Below are 17,320 nucleotides of genomic sequence, written 5' to 3'. Positions count from 1 at the left end.
GGCGGCAACGGCAACGGCAACGGCAACGGCAACTCCAACGGCAACGGCAACGGCAACGGCAACGGCAACGGCAACGGCAACGGCAACTCCAACGACGAGCACGACTTCGCGGACGGGCATCTGCCCGGCGGGCCCCGACTCGCCGCGTCGATCCGGTCGTTGCAGTCCGACGGGGCGATGGTCGCGCTGGTCTCCAGCGATCCGCGCGCGCTGGCCGCCGCCGACTGCGGACTCGGGGTGTGGCACGCCGACCAGCCGCCGCCGTGGGGCGCGCACCTGCTGGTCGGCTCCGACCTGGCGGTGGCGGCGCTGGTGGTCGAGGCCGCCGGGATGGCCCGTACGGTGGCCCGGCAGAGCATCGCGCTGGCTGCCGGCGGGACCGGGCTCGGCGCGCTGGCGGCGTTCACCTCGGCACCGGCGCGACTGCCCGGCCGGACCATGGCAGCGGTGAACACCGCCGCCGGACTGGCGATCGGGAACGCGGTCTGGCGCGCGGGCCGGCTGCCGCAGCGGCGTACCTCGGCCGCCGCCCCCTCGACGCCGTGGCACCTGATGCCGGTACGGACCGTGCTGGAGCGGCTCGACACCGACGAGGCGGGACTCTCCACCGAGAAGGTCGGGAAGCGCGGCCGGACGGCCTCGACCGGCCCGAGCGACAGCCTCGACCTGCCCCGGGCGTTCGTCGAGGAGCTGGCGAACCCGCTCACCCCGGTGCTGGCCGGCGGCGCCGGGCTCTCCGCCGCGGTCGGCTCGGTGGCGGACGCCGCGCTGGTCGGCGGGGTGATCGGGCTGACCGCGCTGATCGGCGCCGCACACCGGGTCTCCACCGAACGGTCGCTGGCCGAACTGCTGTCCCGTTCGGCGGTGACCGCCCGGGTCCGGCGGGACGGCACCGAGCGGGTGGTCGCCGCCGACGAACTGGTCCCCGGCGACGTCGTGGCGCTGGACCCGGGCGACGCCGTACCGGCGGACTGTCGGGTGATCGAGGCGGTCGGCCTGGAGACCGACGAGTCGTCACTGACCGGCGAGTCGCTGCCGGTGGCGAAGACCAGCCAGCCGGTGGTGGCCGCCGCGGTGGCGGACCGCCGGTCGATGCTCTACGAGGGGACCACGGTCGCCGCCGGGCGGGGCCTCGCCGTGGTGGTGGCGACCGGGGCGAACACCGAGGTCGGCCGGGGCATGGCGCTGGCCGGCGAGGCCGCCCCGACCAGCGGGGTGGAGGCCCGGCTCGGCCGGCTGACCAAGATGTCCATCCCGCTCGCCGCCAGTTCGGCGGTGGCGGTCGCCGGGGCCGGGCTGCTCCGGGGCGTACCGCTGGTGCAGTCGGCCGGCACCGCCGCCAACCTGGCGGTCGCCTCCGTACCGGAGGGGTTGCCGTTCCTGGTCAGCGCCGCGCAGTTGGCGGCGGCACGCCGGCTGGCCGAACACGGCGCGCTGGTCCGCAACCCGCGCACCATCGAGGCGCTCGGCCGGGTGGACGTGCTCTGCTTCGACAAGACCGGCACCCTGACCGAGGGCGAACTGATGCTGGCCGGGATCGGCGACGGCGAGCGGTACGCCGACCTCGATACCCTGGACAAGCCGCTGCGTGCCGTACTCGGGGCGGCGCTCCGGGCCACCCCGGCGGCCGAGCGTCCGGAGGACGTCCCCCAGCAGACCGACCGGGCGGTACTGACCGGTGCCCGACGGGCCGACGTCGGCACCGGCACCCGGACACACCCCTGGCACCAGGAGAACTCGCTGCCGTTCGAGCCGTCCCGGGGCTACCACGCCACGGTCGGCCGGTACCGGGGCAGGCACCTGCTCAGCGTGAAGGGCGCACCGGAGACGATCCTGCCCCGGTGTACCCGGCACGGCGACCGGAGCCTGGACGAGGCCGGCCGGCAGGCTCTCCAGGAGACACTGGACCGGCACGCCGGGGCCGGCCAACGGGTGCTCGCGGTCGCCGAGCGGGAACTGCCGGCCGACACCGTCGCCGAGGACGACGTCCGGGACCTGGCCTTCGTCGGCTTCCTGGCCCTCTCCGACGGGGTACGCGAGAGCGCCGCCCCGGCGGTGCGCCGGATCCGGCAGGCCGGAGTGCACACCATCATGATCACCGGCGACCATCCGGCCACCGCCGAGGCGATCGCCGCGATCATCAGCACCGACGGCACCGACCAGCGGGTGGTCACCGCCACCGAACTCGACCGGCTCGACGACGACGCCCTCGCCGAGCGACTGGCCCGGACCGACGTGGTGGCCCGGTGTACGCCGACACACAAGGTACGGATCATCCGCGCGTTGCAGAAGTGCGGCCGTACGGTGGCGATGACCGGGGACGGCGCCAATGACGCGCCCGCGATCCGGCTCGCCGACGTCGGCATCGCGCTCGGCCAGCGGGGTACCCCAGCCGCCCGCGCCGCCGCCGACCTGGTGGTCACCGACGACCGACTCGAAACGATCATCGCGACCCTGGTCGAGGGGCGGGCGATGTGGTCCTCGGTACGGCACGCGCTGAGCATCCTGGTCGGCGGCAACCTCGGCGAGATCGCGTTCAGCGTGCTCACCGCCGCACTGACCGGCCGGTCCGCGCTGAACGGCCGGCAGATGCTGCTGGTCAACCTGCTCACCGACCTGGCCCCGGCGATGGCGATCGCGGTCCGGGCGCCCCGGCAGGACAGCATGGACACCCTGCTCACCGAGGGGCCGGAGACCTCGCTCGGCACCACCCTCAGCCGGGAGATCGCGCTCCGGGCCGGTACCACGACCCTCGGTGCGACCACCGGCTGGACGCTGGCCCGCTACACCGGCACCCGGCGCCGGGCCGGTACGGTCGCGCTCGCCTCGCTGGTCGGTACCCAGCTCGGCCAGACCCTGATGGACGGCGGAGCGAGCCCGAGCGTGCTGGCCTCGACCGCCGTCTCGATGGTGGTGCTCGCCGGGGTGATCCAGACACCGGGGCTGAGCCAGTTCTTCGGCTGTACCCCGCTCGGGCCGGTCGGCTGGGGGATCGCCGCCGGCAGCGCGCTGAGCGCCACCCTCACCAACACCGCCGTCGACTGGCTCATCACCCCACCGACCGCCGACGGCCACCCCGACCTGCCCGGTCCCCCCGAGGTGCCCGGCCACCCCGACGGGGCCGGCAACACCAACGGGATCGGCGGTACGCCACCGGCCGGTGGCGCCGCCGCGAACCACGGCAGCACCACCGACTCCAGCCAGCCCGGAAGCTGAACCGACGCGTTCCCGGAAGCCGCCGCTCCGGAAGCTGAACCGGCGCGTTTGAAGCAGGCGCACCAGTCCGGAAGCTGAACCGGCGCGTTTCAAAGCAGGCGCACCGGTCCGGGAGTTGGACCGGTGCGTTCCCCGCAGGCCGCCGGTCAGGAGCCCCGGGGCCAGACGAACTCGACCGTCGGGCCCCGTGCCGGCAGTTCGGTGACCGTGCCAACCACGCCGGTCGCCGGGTCGAGCACCTGGAGCGCGTCACCCGCTCCGTCGGCAGTATGCAGCCGCAGCAGCACCCCCTCCGGCAGGTACCCGAGCGGCTCGGTCCACCAGGCACGAACGGCCGCCCGGCTCGGGCTCGGCACCGGCTGGCCGGGCCGGTCGGCGTACGGCAGGGCGATCCGCCGTACCTCGTTGGTGGTCAGGTCGACCCGGATCAGCTCGCCACCGTGGTCCAGCCCCGGCATGCCCTGCTCCGGATCCGCCACCTCGACCACGCTGAACAGCAGCGCCCGCCCGTCCGGGGAGAGCCTCGGCCGTTCCGTGCCCACACTCTCCATCGGCCGGAGATGCCAGCGCAGGTTGAGCTGGACCGGGGTGGGCTCGGCGTCGCCCGCCGGATCGACGAGCCGGAGTTCGAGGTTCGTCCGCCGGGTCGGCTCCTTCGGAATTCCGAGGAACACCGCGTCGCCGCCGGGCAGCACCGCGACCGGCGTCCAGCGCTCGCTGTCCGCGCCGGTGACCGGCCGCCGCTCTCCGGTGGTGACGTCGAGCCGGACCGGCGGGGCGTTCTCGTCGAGGTTGTCGGTGAGCAGCAGCCAGCGGCTCTCCGGCGACCAGGCGACCGGGGAGAACCCGTCCGCGAGCTGGTGTCGGGCGGTGCCGGTCAGGTCCCGGAGGACGTACCGGCCGTCGCGCTGTTCACCGAGCCAGCGGCCGTCCGGGGAGAGGGTCGGCCGGGTGTGCGAATATCCCTGCGCCGAGGTGACCGGCTCGGCCAGCCGGTACTGCCGACCGTCCTCGGTGAGCAGCACCGGCGCGGGCCCGCCCGGCCGCAGATCGGCGTAGACGAGTACGCCCCGGTCGACCGGGCCGCTGGCCGGCAACGGATCCGGGCCCGAGGCCGGTACGTCGAGCCGGTCCGGCAGCCAGTCGACCGCCGGCACCGCGACGGCCGCCGGCCCGACCGGCGGGTCCGGGCGCAACCCGACGACCGCGACCGTGCCGAGGGCGACCACGGCCACCGCCGCGGCCACCGGGGCGAGCCGGGCGGCCCGCCGACGTCGCCGGGCGACCCGGACCGCACGCCCGGTCACGTCGTACACCTTCGCCTGCTCGGCGACCTCACCGAGCATGTCCCGCAACTCGCTCATCTGCCACCTCCGTCGGTTCTCTCATCAGTTCGGCGAGTTCGGGGGCGAGCGTGCGCAGCCGGCCGAGGGCATGGCTGGTCTGGCTCTTCACGGTGCCGACCGAGCAGCCCAGTACCGCCGCGGTCTCGGCGACCGAGAGGTCCTCGAAGAACCGCAGCACCAGCACCGCCCGCTGCCGCCAGGTGAGTCGGGCCAGTGCCCGCTCCAGGACGATCCGGGAGACCACGCCGTCGGCGCCGTCCCCGGCCGGCCCGATCTCGGGTACGCCTTCGGCGGGCTGTACCACCTGCCGGCGCCACCGGCGCCAGGAGAGGATCCGCTCGTTGTACATCACCCGCCGGACGTACGCCTCGGGGTCGCCGGTCGCGGCGACGCGCCGCCACCGTGCGGCGACCTTGACCAGCGCGGCCTGCAACAGGTCCTCGGCGTCGTGGTGCCGCCCGGTCAGCAGGTAGGCCACCCGGGACAGTCGGACCAGCCGCGCCTCGACGAACTCCCGGAAGCCGACGTCGTCCTCCACGATCCCTCCCACGAAACTCGATCCCGCCCACGAAAACTCGCTCTGCCGGTTACATGCCGGCGGACCGCGACAGGTTGGAACCGAAACCCGAGACGCACATGGCGGCGCACTTAGATATCTCACTACTTCTATTAATTTCCCTTGCATATCAGTAGCGTCACGGTAGCCATCGGTGGCGGGGGCCACCGAGTGATGGCCCACGGAGGGGGACATATGCGTCGAACGATCGCCATCCTGGCCGCCGGAACGTTGGTGGCCGCAGGGTTGACACCCGCCACCGCCCAGGCCCGGCCAGGTGCCGAGGAGCGGGCCACCGGCGCTGCCACCGCCGCACCGCTCGGCCTCGCCAAGGTGAAGCCGAGCGCGGCGAAGCAGCCGGCCGGACCGAACCCGTTCCTCGCGCTGCTGCCGGACCCGGCCAAGGCGGACTACGTCGGGTGGAAGAACTGGCTGGCGAAGCAGGGCGACCAGCGGGCCGGACTCCGGGCGCAGCAGCGGGCGGCAGCCGCCGCGCCGGTGCTGGCCGACGAGGAGGAACCGGCCGGCATCCGGGGCGGCAACGACACCCCGGCCACCGCGCAGCGGATCACCGGATTCGGTACGGCCGGCAAGGACAATCCCCGGCTGCGGATCCTCGGCACCCTCTCTCCGGAGGCGGTGGACGCGAGGGAGATGTCACCGAACCCGGAGGACGACGGCGCCATCCCGCTGGCCCGCGAGACCGGGGTCGGTACGACCCAGCAGGCCGTCAGCGCCCTTGGGACGATCGGGGACGGCCCGCACGGCAGTACGGGCAGCGGCAGCGGTGACTTCGACTTCTACCAGGTCACCGGCACCGCAGGCGGGACCCTGACGGTCGACATCGACACCTCGACCGAGGAACTCGACTCGGTCGTCCTGCTCTACGACGCCGAGGGCGAGTTGATCGCGCTCAACGACGACAGCCCGGAGGGACTGGACAGCCTGCTGGTGCACCAGTTCGCCGCCGACGGTACCTACTACGTGGCGGTGACCGGGTTCCCGACGATCCCGGCGGACCCGTTCGACTCGGCCAGCGGTGCGGGTACCGGCAGCGAGGGGCCGTACCGGGTCACCATCGGGACCGCCGAGCAGGACACCGACTTCTTCGCGGTGAAGCTCCGGCCGGGTGACGTACTCGGTGCCTCGGTCGAGGGCTCGGCCGCCAACATCACGGTCTACGACCCGGACGGTCGGGAGGTGCACGGCTCCGCCCAGGACGGCTCCGCCCTCTACCCGCCGAACAGCCCGCTGCCGGGCGGCGGAAACGCGGTCACCGAGCACGTGGCGGACAAGGCCGGCTGGCACTACATCGGCGTCAGCCTCGGCGACGGCATGTACGACATCACGGTCGAGGCGTACCGGTCGAGCCAGCAGCCACGGCAGACCCTCTTCCTCGACTTCGACGGCGCGCGAATCAACACCGCCATCTTCGGCGGTCCCGGCGTACGCACCCTCAGCCCGATGCGGGCCTTCCTCGGCCGCTGGGGGCTGACCGCCGCCGACGAGGACGCGGTGATCGACGGGATCGTCGCCGAGGTCCGGGAGAACCTCCGCCAGGACATGATCGAGAGTGGCCTGAACCAGCGCTTCGACATCCGGATCCTGAACAGCCGGGACCACGCGGACCCGTTCGGGCAGGCGAACGTCAGCCGGATCATCATCGGCGGCAGCATCGCGGAGTCGGGCGTACCCACCATCGGGGTCGCCCAGTTCATCGACCCGGGCAACTTCGGCACCCAGGATTCCGCGCTGGTGCTGCTGGACGTGCTGAGCGACCCGGCCGGTGACCCGGCGTCGCTGAACTCGTACCTCACCGGGGCCAGTAACCGGATCGGCTTCGTCGGCCAGGCGGTGGGCAACGTGACCGCGCACGAGGCCGGGCACTTCTTCGGCGACTGGCACGTCGACCAGTTCAACGACCAGGCCAACCTGATGGACCAGGGCGGCAACTTCCCGCTCATGTTCGGGGTCGGCCCGGACGGCGTCGGCGGCACCGCCGACGACCCCGACGTCGACTTCGGCGAGGACACCTTCAACCCGGGCGAGGGCTTCACCGGCACCGAGGACACCCTCAGCCGGATCGCCTTCGGCGTCACCCGATGACCGGGCGCTAGCCCGTCGACCGTTCACCACGGCCCCTTCCGGTCGCACCCGACCGGGAGGGGCCGCCGGCTGTCCGGGCTCGGCCCGACCGGCACGCCCGGCCGGCGGAAAGATTTCCGGCCGCGTCTGTCCTCCCGGCGGCCGGCTCTTCGACGCGTTGGTAGACAGGCACCAACCAGGATCGAAGGAGTACGACGATGCGATTCATGCTGCTGCTCAAGGGCGACCCGTCCCTCGACACTCCGCCGGCCCCGGACGCGCCGAAGGTCGAGGACGTGATGGCCGCGATGCACCGGTACGGCGAGGAGCTGACCAAGGCCGGCGTGCTGCTCGCCGCCGAGGGGCTGTACCCGAGCGCGACCGGCGCCCGGGTGGTCTACGCCAAGGGCCGGCGCACCGTACTCGACGGCCCGTTCGCCGAGGCGAAGGAGCTGGTCGCCGGCTTCTACCTGATCCAGGTGGCCTCGCGGGAGGAGGCGATCGAGTGGGCGAAGCGCTGCCCGGTCGAGTACGCCGTCACCGGCGACCAGGAGGCGGTGGTCGAGGTACGGGAGGTCGCCGAGGCGGGCTGACCGGCGTACCCGGGAGATCGGGTGACCGGCGGTGGGCCGGGCGGGCCGGCGGAGGTGGCGCCGGCGGCCCGGCCGGCCCCGGTCGGAGTTGGCCCGGCGTCCGGGGACGGGTGTTAGATGGGTAGCTGTGCCGGCGACCGAGACCCAGCGTGCTGTGGAAGCCGTCTGGCGGATCGAGTCGGCGCGGCTGGTCGCCGGGCTCGGCCGGCTGGTCCGGGACGTCGGCCTGGCCGAGGAGTTGGCCCAGGACGCGCTGGTCGCCGCACTGGAGCAGTGGCCGTCGGCCGGGGTGCCGGAGAATCCGGGTGCCTGGCTGATGACCGTCGCCAAGCGGCGGCTGGTCGACCTGCTGCGCCGCCGGGAACGGTACGACCGGAAGCTCGCCCAGCTCGGCCGGGAGCTGGAGACCGGGGCGGCGGACGGCACCTCCGCACTCGACGCGGCGGCCGAGGAGCAGATCGAGGACGACGTCCTGCGGCTGATCTTCGTGGCCTGCCATCCGGTGCTCTCGGCCGAGGCGCGGGTGGCGCTCACCCTCCGGTTGGTCGGCGGGCTGACCACCGACGAGATCGCCCGGGGATTCCTGGTACCCGAGCCGACCGTCGCCAAGCGCATCGTCCGGGCCAAGCGGACCCTCGCCGACGCGAAGGTCCCGTTCGAGGTGCCGGAGGGCGCCGACCGGGAGGCCCGGCTCGGCTCGGTACTGGAGGTCATCTACCTGATCTTCAACGAGGGCTACTCGGCCACCGAGGGCGACGACTGGATGCGGCCGGAGTTGTGTGCCGAGGCGCTGCGGCTCGGCCGGGTGCTGGCCGGACTGGCCCCGGACGAGCCCGAGGTGCACGGGCTGGTCGCGTTGATGGAGATCCAGACGTCCCGGTCGGCCGCCCGCACCGGCCCGGACGGCTCACCGATCCGCCTGCTCGACCAGGACCGGAGCCGGTGGAACCAGCTCTTCATCCGCCGTGGCCTGGCCGCGCTGGACCGGGCACACTCCGCCGGCCGCCCAGCCGGCCCGTACGCGGTACAGGCCGCCATCGCCGCCTGCCACGCCCGGGCGCGTACCGCCGAGCAGACCGACTGGGTCGGGATGGCCGCGCTCTACGGGACGCTGGCCGCGTTGACCCCCTCCCCGGTGGTCGAACTGAACCGGGCGGTCGCGCTCGGCATGGCGTACGGGCCGGCCGCCGGGCTGGCCCTGGTCGACGCGCTGCGCGACGATCCGGCACTGGCCGGCTACCACCTGCTGCCGAGCGTCCGGGGTGACCTGCTGGAGAAGATCGGCCGGCTGGCCGAGGCGCGGGCCGAGTTCAGCCACGCCGCCGCGCTGACCCGCAACGGCCGGGAGCGGACTCTGCTGCGGGAGCGGGCCGACGCCTGTGCGGAACGGCTCTCGACGCCGGCGGCCGACGGCTCGCCGGTGCAGTACGCGAACGACTACGGACGAGGCGAGGAGTACTGATGCGGTACGTACGGCTGGGCGGCTCGGGACTGGAAGTGTCGAGCGTCGTCCTCGGTTGCATGAGCTTCGGCGACCCGGAGCGCGGCACCCACTCCTGGTCGGTCGGTCTGGACGAGGCGCGGCCCTTCGTCCGGCAGGCGATCGAGGCCGGGATCACCACCTTCGACACCGCCAACGTCTACTCCCTCGGCAGCAGCGAGGAGATCACCGGCAGGCTGCTCGGCGAGTTCGCCCGGCGGGACGAGGTGGTCATCGCCACCAAGGTGCACGGCCGGCTGGGTCCGGGGCCGAACGGCGGCGGGCTGTCCCGGGCGGCGATCCTCACCCAGGTCGACGAGAGCCTGCGCCGGCTCGGCACCGACTACATCGACCTCTACCAGATCCACCGGTACGACCCGGAGGTGCCGATCGAGGAGACGATGGAGGCGCTGCACGACCTGGTACGGGCCGGCAAGGTGCGCTATCTCGGCGCGTCCTCGATGTGGACCTGGCAGTTCGTGCAGGCGCAGTACACCGCCGACCTGAACGGCTGGACCCGGTTCGTGTCGATGCAGGACCAGTACAACCTGATCATGCGGGAGGAGGAGCGGGAGATGCTTCCGTTCTGCCTCGACCAGGGCGTCGGGGTACTGCCCTGGAGCCCGCTGGCCCGGGGGAAGCTGACCCGGGACTGGGAGGTCAGCACCGCGCGCAGCGAGACGGACAACTTCGGCGGCACCCTCTACAAGCAGGCCGAGGAGGCCGACCGGCGGGTGGTCGGCGCGGTCGCCGAGGTGGCCGGTGAACTCGGCGTTCCCCGGGCCCAGGTCGCGCTCGCCTGGCTGCTGCACCAACCGGCGGTGACCGCCCCGATCGTCGGGGCGACGAAGCCCGGACACATCACCGACGCGGTCGCCGCGGTCGAGCTGACGCTCGGCGAGGACGAGCTGCGCCGGCTCGCCGAGCACTACGTACCGCACGCCCCGGAAGGCTTCTGACCCGTACGCCAGCGGCCGGTCACGGCGGTGACCACCGCCGACCGGCCGCCCGACGACGGGTACGGTGATCGAATGCTGTCTCCGGGAGTCGTGCTCACCGACCGCTACCTGCTCGACAACCGGATCGCGACCGGCGGCATGGGAGACGTCTGGTCCGCCACCGACACGCTGTTGAAGCGGCGGGTCGCGGTGAAGGTACTGCTGCCGGCGCTGGTCTCGGATACCGAGTTCATCACCCGGTTCCGCACCGAGGCCCACCTGATGGCGGCGCTGCGGCACCCCGGCATCGTCGGCGTCTACGACTACGGCGAGGACGCGGTGGTCGACGGCCGCCGGGTGGACTACCTGGTGATGGAGTTCATCGACGGGATGTCGCTGTCGAAGCGGATCCGACAGCTCGGCCGGCTCGGCATCGCCGAGACCCTCTCCGTGCTGACCCAGGCCGCGCAGGCGCTGCACGTCGCGCACCAGGCCAGCATCGTGCACCGGGACGTCAAGCCGAGCAACCTGCTGGTCCAGCCGGACGGTTCCGTCGTACTGGTCGACTTCGGGGTGGCCCGGTCGGCAAACGTGACCAGCATCACCGCCAGCAACATCGTGCTCGGCTCCGCGCACTACATGGCCCCGGAGCAGATCGCCGGCCGTCCCGTCTCGGCGGCGACCGACGTGTACGCGCTCGGCGCGGTCGCGTACTCCTGCCTGACCGGTCGGCCGCCGTTCACCGGCACCAACCCGCTGCACATCGTGACGCAGCACCTCCAGGACGCGCCGCCGGCGCTGCCGCCGGACGTACCGGTCCCGGTGGCGATGCTGATCAACCGGGCCCTGGCCAAGGAGCCGGCCGACCGGTACCCGAGCGCGGCGGCGTTCGCCGAGGCCGCCCACGCCGCCGAGCTGGCCATCTCGTCCTTCTCGACCGTGCCGTTGCCCGCCGGCCCGCCCCCGCAGTCGACCATGCCGCAGTCGACCATCCCGCTGCCGCCAGCCGGGTCGCTGCCCACGGTGCCGCTGTCACCAGCCGCATCGCCGGCCGGAGCCTTCGGTTCGCCGGGGTCGCCCGCACCGGGGGCCGGCGCCTTCGTACCGCCGGGGTCTCCGGGGTCTCCGGCTGCGGCCTATTCGCCGGGACGGTCGCGACCGCCGGCCGGGCCACCGGGCTGGCCGACCGGGACCGGCCACACCGGACCAACCCTGCCCACCGGACCCGGCCTGGTCGACCCGACCGGCACCGGCGGCAACCGGCGCGGCACCGCCGTACTGGCCGGGGTGGCGGTCATCGTCGTCGTCGCGGTGGTCGGCCTGGTCGCGATGCTGTTCCTCCGGCCCGACCCGGAGGAGACGAACGCGGATCCGCAGAACCAGGCCCGGATCGGCACCTCGACCAGCGCGGAGCCGGGGGTCGGGGTCGAGGAGACCAAGCCGGCAGCCCAGGCGACCGCGACCGCCGGACCGAATCCGACGACGAGCACGCCCGGCACCCCGGATCGCTCGGCGGATGCCCAACCGACCCAGCCGGGCGGTGGCGGGAAGCCGGCCCCGGAGCCCACCGCGCCCCGCCCCGAGCCCGAGAAGAACCCGTACACGCCGGGCGAGGTCTGCGGCAGCGGGTACAAGGTCATCGACTCGGCGACCCTGAACGGCTCGAACGGCGCCCAGCTTGCCCGGGTGTACCTGCTCTACAACGCCGGCAACGGCAACAACTGCACGGTCGCCCTCAAGACCAGTTCCGTCGGCAAGGCGAGCCAGGTCTCGGCGTACCTGGAGGTGCAGGGCGGCAGCCGGCAGACCGACAGCGGCGCGTTCCAGTACTACGCGGGTCCGGTACGGGCCAAGGCCACCGGGACCTGCGTCAAGTGGGGCGGGTCGACCGGCGGGGCCAGCTACAACAGCCCCTTCGAGTACTGCGACTGAGCCCGGTCGTCCCGACCTCTCGCGCGCTCGGCGCGGCCTCCGCACGGCGGCCCGCCCCGCGCAGAACGGCCAGAATTGTCGAGGCGCGGTGCTCCGCTCCGATCTCGGAGGTGACGGTGGCCGACATCGAGGCACCGGAGAGGTGAGGAGTCGACGATGAAGTACCTGCTGCTGATCCACAGCAACCCGGAAAACTGGGGGCATCCGACCTTCCTGCGTACGGCGGCGGCGCTGGCGATGTCGTCCGAGGAGCGGGCCGAGCTGTCCCGGGAGTTCGAGACGTTGCTGACGGAGATCGTCGAGTCGGGTGAACTGGTGACCGCGGAGGCGCTGCCGGATCCGGCCCAGACCCGGACCGTCCGGGTACGCGACGGCGTACCGGCGGTCACCGACGGACCGTTCGTCGAGGCCAAGGAGCAGTTCGCCGGATACTTCGTCGTCGACTGCGAGAGCCTGGAACGGGCGACCGAGATCGCCGCGCGGTTCCCGGACACCCGGTTCGGCGGTGCCGTGGAGGTACGCGCGCTCATGGAACGGTCCGGCCAGGAGATGTGACGACCGGACCCGGCTGTGCAGCCTGAGAACGGCACCGAGGATCTGCTGCGCCGGCTGGCGCCGCGGGTCCTCGCCGCGCTCGTCCGGCACTACGGGAACTTCGAGGCCGCCGAGGATGCCGTCCAGGAGGCGCTGCTGGCCGCCACGACACAGTGGCCCGGCAGCGGGGTACCGGAAAGTCCGCTCGGCTGGTTGATCCGGGTCGCCTCCCGCCGGCTCACCGATGAACTGCGCAGCGAGCTGGCCCGCCGGCGCAGGGAGGCGACGGTGGCGTCCCACACCGTGCCGGACGAGCTGTTCGCGCCCGCCGCCGACATCGCCGACCTGCGGGGTACGGACGACACACTGACCCTGCTGGTGCTCTGCTGCCACCCGAGCCTCAGCCCGGCGTCCCAGATCGCGCTGACCCTACGGGCTGTCGGCGGCCTGACCACCGCCGAGATCGCCCGGGCGTTCCTCGTCCCCGAGGCGACCATGGCGCAGCGGATCAGCCGCGCCAAGCAGCGGATCAAGGCGGCCGGGGCCCGGTTCCAACCGCCGCCGGAGGAGGAGCGGCCGGAGCGGTTCCGGGCGGTACTGCACGTGCTGTACCTGATCTTCAACGAGGGCTACACGGCCACGGCCGGCCCGGACGTGCACCGGGCCGACCTGGCCGCCGAGGCGATCCGGCTGACCCGGACCGTCACCCGGATACTGCCCGACGACGGGGAGGTCGCCGGGCTCCTCGCATTGATGCTGCTCACCGACGCGCGGCGTCCGGCACGTACCCGCCCGGACGGCAGCCTGGTGCCGCTGGCCGAGCAGGACCGGAGCAGGTGGAACCGGGCGTACGTCGACGAGGGGATCGCGCTGATCACGCGTACGCTCTCCCGCGCGCCGCTCGGGCCGTACCAGGTCCAGGCCGCGATCGCCGCCGTACACGCGGAGGCGGCCCGTGCGGAGGAGACCGACTGGCGGCAGGTCCTCGCGCTCTACCAACTCCTCGAACGCCTGGCGCCGAACCCGATGGTGACGCTCAACCACGCGGTGGCGGCGGCGATGGTCCAGGGACCGCAGGCCGGACTGGCCATGCTCGCACCGCTCGACGCCGACGAGCGGGTGGCCCGGCACCACCGCCTGTCAGCGGTCCGGGCACACCTGCTGGAGCTGGCCGGTGACCACGAGGGTGCCCGCGCCTGCTATCTGACCGCCGCCCGGCTGACCACCAGCCTGCCGGAACAGCAGTACCTTCAGAACCAGGCGGCCCGGCTGACCTCGGACGGCCGATAGTTCCCGACGGGAACATCCGGTGGTGTGATTCGTGGGGCATGTCGAGACGGGACGGCCTGCTCCGACCTCTGCGAAAGGCGTACGCCACCGAGGGAGGAAGTCGCGGATGGATCCGGAAAAGATCTTCGAGTGGACCCGGGCGGAACGGCTCAGCCTCGCCGGCTTCCTCGACGGACTCGACGCGCACGAGTGGCAGGTGACGTCCCTCTGTCCCGATTGGACGGTGCACGACGTGGTGGCGCACCTGACACTCGCCACCCGGACAGGCGTCCGCGACCTGCTTGTCGGGGTGATCCGCTCGGGTGGCAACTTCAACCGGATGGAGGCCAGGATGGCGCGGGACCGGGCTGCCCGGTTCGGGCCCGCCGAGCTTGTCGCCCAGTTCCGGGAGAGCGCGGACTCCCGGCGACGTTCCCCCGGATCCGGGCTGCTGGATCCGCTCGTCGACGCGCTGGTGCACGGCCAGGACATCGCCCGGCCGCTCGGCCGGCTCCGGGAGATGCCCCTGGAGCCCGCGCTCGCCGGCCTCGAGTACGCCCGACGCAGTTCCTTCTACGGTGCCCGCAAGCGCTTCCGGGGCACCCGGCTGGTCGCCACCGACCTGGACTGGTCGGCCGGCGACGGCCCCGACGAGGTACGCGGACCCGTCGCCGACCTGCTCATGCTGGCCACCGGTCGGGCCGCCGGCCTCGCCACGCTCTCCGGCCGGGGCGCCGAACGCATCGCCGCCAGGATGTGAGCCGAGGGACCGGGGCCGAGCCGGACCAGGAAACACGTCATCGCGGGTGGCCGGTACGCCACCGGATGTCATCACCGGGGTCGTGGCGTACGAGGCTCACCTGTCCCGGGGGGGGTTGTCAGGGCTCTGCGTCAGGAGAGGGCGAGGACGCAGAACTCGTGGCCATCCGGGTCGGCCAGGCACGTCCACGGGACGTCTCCCTGCCCGAGGTCGAGGTCGGTGGCGCCGAGCGCCCGCAGCCGATCCACCTCCGCTGCTCTGTCGTCACCCGGGTACGGCAGCAGGTCAAGATGGACGCGGTCTGGCACGGTCTTCGCACCCGGCGTACGGAGGAACTCGAGGTACGGGCCGACACCCTTGGCGGAGCGCAACGCTGCTTGATCGTCGGTCACCTCGTGCAGGGTCCAGTCCATCGCCTCGCCCCAGAACCGGGCCATGGCCCGCGGGTCCGTACAGTCGACCACCACCGCGGCGATCGGCCCGGTGTCCCGGTAGATCTCCCGAGGCTCCAGTACGCAGAACTCGTTGCCCTCCGGGTCGGCGAGGACCGTCCACGGCACTGTGCCCTGGCCCACCTGGGCGGGCGTGGCACCGAGAGCCTGGAGGCGCGCGACCAACTCCGCCTGATGGGCCGCGGAGGTGGTGGCGAGATCGAGGTGCACGCGGTTCTTTGTTGTTGTCTTGGCTTCCGGGACGGGAACGACGTCGATGCCGAGTACGACCGGGTCCGGCCAGACGAGGCCGCCGGCGGGTCCGACGTAGGTGGTCACGCCGGGGCTGTAAGCACTCCAGCCAAGCGCTTCCGCCCAGAATCGGCCGACCGCCGAGGCATCAAGAGCCTTGATGTTCACCTGAACAGGTCGCGGTGCCATGCCGGCGATCCTATGCACCCGCTCTGCCACGACATCCGCAGGTAGCGGTTGTACCGACGTTGTACTCGATGATCTTGCATCAAGCGTTTCGCCTGCTCAGGGCAGTGTGTGGTGGAGCCGAGGGGACTCGAACCCCTAACCCCTGCCTTGCAAAGGCAGTGCTCTGCCAGTTGAGCTACGGCCCCGGGCGGGACGATGCCGCCTCCGGGGATGCTGCCAATCCGCTCGACGCCCTACCGCAGGTCGGGTGCGGTGGTGGCCTCGTGCCAGAGGGCACGCTCGTCGTTGGATTCCTTGACCTTCTTGTAGACGAGGGCCGCGACGCCCACCACGCCGACAACGAGAAGGATCTTCTTCAACATGGACGTATCCTCACGCTCGACGAGCCGTCGGACGGTATGAAGTGGGGCTAGATGGAATCGAACCATCGACCTCAGAGTTATCAGCTCTGCGCTCTAACCGACTGAGCTATAGCCCCCCGTTGCGACGAGCAAGGTTACCGTACCTCCGACGCCGATCCCAACTCGGGGGCGGCGATACGGGACCCGGCCCGTCGACCAGCTATGACGCAGACCGTACCGGAACGAAGAACGCCGGGGCCACCGCTTTGCGGCGCCCCGGCGTCGGCGAAGCTGCTGTCGTACCGTTCAGTCGCGCTCGGCGAGGGTCAGCTCGACGCCGCCGACCAGGTCGGCGCAGACGTTGTAGATGAACGCGGCGAGGGTGGCGAGCGCGGTGAACAGCACCACGTTGACCAGCCCGATCAGACCCGAGGTGAGGATGACGCCCTTGGCGGTGATCTGGAACGTGTTGCCGCCCTGCCCGCCACTCGCGCTGATCATGTCGGTCAACGTGCCGTTCACGCTGTCGAAGACGCCCATCGCGTCGAGCGCCAGGTAGAGCACGGAGGTCGCGACGATCACCACGATGAAGAGCACCAGCGAGACCGCGAACGAGAACTTCATCACGGACCAGGGGTCGATCCGCTTGAGGTTCAGCCGGGCCCGCCGGGGACCACGCGAGGCGGCGGAGCTGACGGTACTGCGGGCGGCGCGGACCGCCTCGGTCACCCGGGCCGCGCCGACCGCACCGGCGCCACCGGGCCCGCCCGGGCCGGCGACACCGGCGGCCCCAGCCCCAGCCCCGGAAACTCCGGTCGCGGTACGTGCCGCCGAACCGCCGAGCCCGAACCGGCTGGTACCCGATGTCTGGGCGCTTCCACCGGCCCGCCCCGGCCGGAACGCGCTCTGCGGCGCACCGCCGGAGATCGGCTGGGTCGCTTCGGCGCCGGGGACGACACCTGGGGCACCCGGCCGATCGGTCCGGCCGGGGATCCGCTCGGTACGGAACGCGTCGCCGGGCTGCTCCAGCCGGCTCGTCACGGTCGAATCGCTGTTGCCCGCCTGATCGGACCGGTTCACCCCGGTGTTGCCTCTGGAAGCCGCGGCGGTCGCCGCCGGAGACGTCGCGGCAGTCGCGGCTTCCGTCGTGGCAGGCGCCGGTTTTCCACCCTCGGCCGCCCCGGCCGACGGCGTGGTCGACTCCTCGGGCAGTTGGTCGGGTGGCGGCGGCATGCCCGGCGCCCGGGTGAACTTGGGGGACGGCGTGTCGGCGCTGACCATCGCCCGGCCAACGGCCGCGCGGCCGGTCGCTGGTGCACCGCCGGCGGCGGCCTCCTCGTCGACCGGGTTGGTCGAGGTCCCCGCAGCCCCCGACTTCGCCTGTGTCTCCGTCATCAA

The 17,320-nt window shown here is 72.6% G+C and carries 14 protein-coding genes and 2 tRNA genes; 9 read left to right on the top strand and 7 right to left on the bottom strand.

Going from position 1 to position 17,320, the window contains the following annotated elements:
• The coding region (locus Pma05_RS23050) for a cation-translocating P-type ATPase (protein WP_203859520.1) at nucleotides 1–3,216 on the top strand (3,216 nt) is incomplete at its 5' end.
• Nucleotides 3,217–3,362: 146 nt separating this feature from the next.
• On the opposite strand, the gene Pma05_RS23045 is transcribed toward Pma05_RS23050, so the two are convergent.
• Both Pma05_RS23045 and Pma05_RS23040 read right to left on the bottom strand, forming a co-directional pair.
• Nucleotides 3,363–4,580, bottom strand: a complete 1,218-nt coding sequence (locus tag Pma05_RS23045; RefSeq protein WP_203859519.1) for a TolB family protein — start codon at nucleotides 4,578–4,580, stop codon at nucleotides 3,363–3,365.
• A complete protein-coding gene (locus tag Pma05_RS23040) occupies nucleotides 4,552–5,100 on the bottom strand; it encodes a SigE family RNA polymerase sigma factor (protein ID WP_239312894.1) in 549 nt (182 codons plus the stop codon). Before Pma05_RS23040 ends, Pma05_RS23045 begins: the two co-directional genes overlap by 29 nt.
• 213 nt (nucleotides 5,101–5,313) lie before the next feature.
• On the opposite strand from Pma05_RS23040, the gene Pma05_RS23035 reads away from it, so the two are divergent.
• The 8 genes from Pma05_RS23035 (at nucleotide 5,314) to Pma05_RS23000 (ending at nucleotide 14,709) form a co-directional block, all read left to right on the top strand.
• Complete coding sequence (locus tag Pma05_RS23035) at nucleotides 5,314–7,224, top strand: PPC domain-containing protein (RefSeq protein ID WP_203859517.1); 1,911 nt, start codon at nucleotides 5,314–5,316, stop codon at nucleotides 7,222–7,224.
• 197 nt (nucleotides 7,225–7,421) lie between these two features.
• Nucleotides 7,422–7,796, top strand: a complete 375-nt coding sequence (locus tag Pma05_RS23030) for a YciI family protein (RefSeq protein WP_203859516.1) — start codon at nucleotides 7,422–7,424, stop codon at nucleotides 7,794–7,796.
• Nucleotides 7,797–7,923: 127 nt separating this feature from the next.
• Nucleotides 7,924–9,258 (top strand): RNA polymerase sigma factor, encoded by a 1,335-nt coding sequence (locus Pma05_RS23025; protein WP_239312893.1) that lies wholly within the window; start codon nucleotides 7,924–7,926, stop codon nucleotides 9,256–9,258.
• Entirely contained in the window at nucleotides 9,258–10,235 is a 978-nt protein-coding gene (locus tag Pma05_RS23020; protein ID WP_203859515.1) for an aldo/keto reductase, read from the top strand. Before Pma05_RS23025 ends, Pma05_RS23020 begins: the two co-directional genes overlap by 1 nt.
• Before the next feature lie 72 nt (nucleotides 10,236–10,307).
• Complete coding sequence (locus Pma05_RS43795; RefSeq protein ID WP_307836881.1) at nucleotides 10,308–12,146, top strand: serine/threonine-protein kinase; 1,839 nt, start codon at nucleotides 10,308–10,310, stop codon at nucleotides 12,144–12,146.
• 156 nt (nucleotides 12,147–12,302) lie between these two features.
• Nucleotides 12,303–12,701: a YciI family protein gene (locus Pma05_RS23010; RefSeq protein ID WP_203859514.1), complete on the top strand. Its 399-nt coding sequence runs from the start codon at nucleotides 12,303–12,305 to the stop codon at nucleotides 12,699–12,701.
• Between the two features lie 15 nt (nucleotides 12,702–12,716).
• Complete coding sequence (locus Pma05_RS23005) at nucleotides 12,717–13,970, top strand: RNA polymerase sigma factor (protein WP_203859513.1); 1,254 nt, start codon at nucleotides 12,717–12,719, stop codon at nucleotides 13,968–13,970.
• 106 nt (nucleotides 13,971–14,076) lie between these two features.
• The gene (locus Pma05_RS23000) at nucleotides 14,077–14,709 is read left to right on the top strand and encodes a maleylpyruvate isomerase family mycothiol-dependent enzyme (RefSeq protein WP_203859512.1); all 633 of its coding nucleotides are present in this window, start codon (nucleotides 14,077–14,079) and stop codon (nucleotides 14,707–14,709) included.
• 131 nt (nucleotides 14,710–14,840) lie between these two features.
• Here Pma05_RS23000 and Pma05_RS22995 read toward each other — a convergent pair whose 3' ends face one another.
• The 5 genes from Pma05_RS22995 to Pma05_RS22980 all read right to left on the bottom strand — a co-directional run bounded on the left by Pma05_RS22995 (nucleotide 14,841) and on the right by Pma05_RS22980 (nucleotide 17,317).
• The gene (locus Pma05_RS22995) at nucleotides 14,841–15,581 is read right to left on the bottom strand and encodes a VOC family protein (RefSeq protein WP_203859511.1); all 741 of its coding nucleotides are present in this window, start codon (nucleotides 15,579–15,581) and stop codon (nucleotides 14,841–14,843) included.
• 109 nt (nucleotides 15,582–15,690) lie between these two features.
• Nucleotides 15,691–15,766: transfer RNA gene (locus Pma05_RS22990), tRNA-Ala, on the bottom strand.
• A 48-nt stretch (nucleotides 15,767–15,814) separates the two neighbouring features.
• Nucleotides 15,815–15,943, bottom strand: coding sequence for a DLW-39 family protein (locus Pma05_RS42690; protein ID WP_225945452.1), 129 nt, complete (start codon nucleotides 15,941–15,943; stop codon nucleotides 15,815–15,817).
• A 42-nt stretch (nucleotides 15,944–15,985) separates the two neighbouring features.
• Nucleotides 15,986–16,059 (bottom strand) — tRNA-Ile (locus Pma05_RS22985).
• Nucleotides 16,060–16,228: 169 nt separating this feature from the next.
• On the bottom strand, nucleotides 16,229–17,317 hold the full coding sequence (locus Pma05_RS22980) for a DUF3566 domain-containing protein (RefSeq protein WP_203859510.1): 1,089 nt from the start codon (nucleotides 17,315–17,317) through the stop codon (nucleotides 16,229–16,231).
• Between the last annotated feature and the right edge of the window lie 3 nt (nucleotides 17,318–17,320).

Source organism: Plantactinospora mayteni, assembly GCF_016862935.1.
In the GTDB taxonomy this organism is placed as follows: Bacteria; Actinomycetota; Actinomycetes; order Mycobacteriales; family Micromonosporaceae; genus Plantactinospora; species Plantactinospora mayteni.
This window is presented reverse-complemented; position numbering and strand designations above follow the sequence as displayed.

Coding starts and splice junctions, on each gene's coding strand:
- Pma05_RS23045 (WP_203859519.1), bottom strand. CDS start 4,580: ATGAGCGAGTTGCGGGACATGCTCGGTGAGGTCGCCGAGCAGGCGAAG.
- Pma05_RS23035 (WP_203859517.1), top strand. CDS start 5,314: ATGCGTCGAACGATCGCCATCCTGGCCGCCGGAACGTTGGTGGCCGCA.
- Pma05_RS23030 (WP_203859516.1), top strand. CDS start 7,422: ATGCGATTCATGCTGCTGCTCAAGGGCGACCCGTCCCTCGACACTCCG.
- Pma05_RS23020 (WP_203859515.1), top strand. CDS start 9,258: ATGCGGTACGTACGGCTGGGCGGCTCGGGACTGGAAGTGTCGAGCGTC.
- Pma05_RS43795 (WP_307836881.1), top strand. CDS start 10,308: ATGCTGTCTCCGGGAGTCGTGCTCACCGACCGCTACCTGCTCGACAAC.
- Pma05_RS23010 (WP_203859514.1), top strand. CDS start 12,303: ATGAAGTACCTGCTGCTGATCCACAGCAACCCGGAAAACTGGGGGCAT.
- Pma05_RS23000 (WP_203859512.1), top strand. CDS start 14,077: ATGGATCCGGAAAAGATCTTCGAGTGGACCCGGGCGGAACGGCTCAGC.
- Pma05_RS22995 (WP_203859511.1), bottom strand. CDS start 15,581: ATGGCACCGCGACCTGTTCAGGTGAACATCAAGGCTCTTGATGCCTCG.
- Pma05_RS42690 (WP_225945452.1), bottom strand. CDS start 15,943: ATGTTGAAGAAGATCCTTCTCGTTGTCGGCGTGGTGGGCGTCGCGGCC.
- Pma05_RS22980 (WP_203859510.1), bottom strand. CDS start 17,317: ATGACGGAGACACAGGCGAAGTCGGGGGCTGCGGGGACCTCGACCAAC.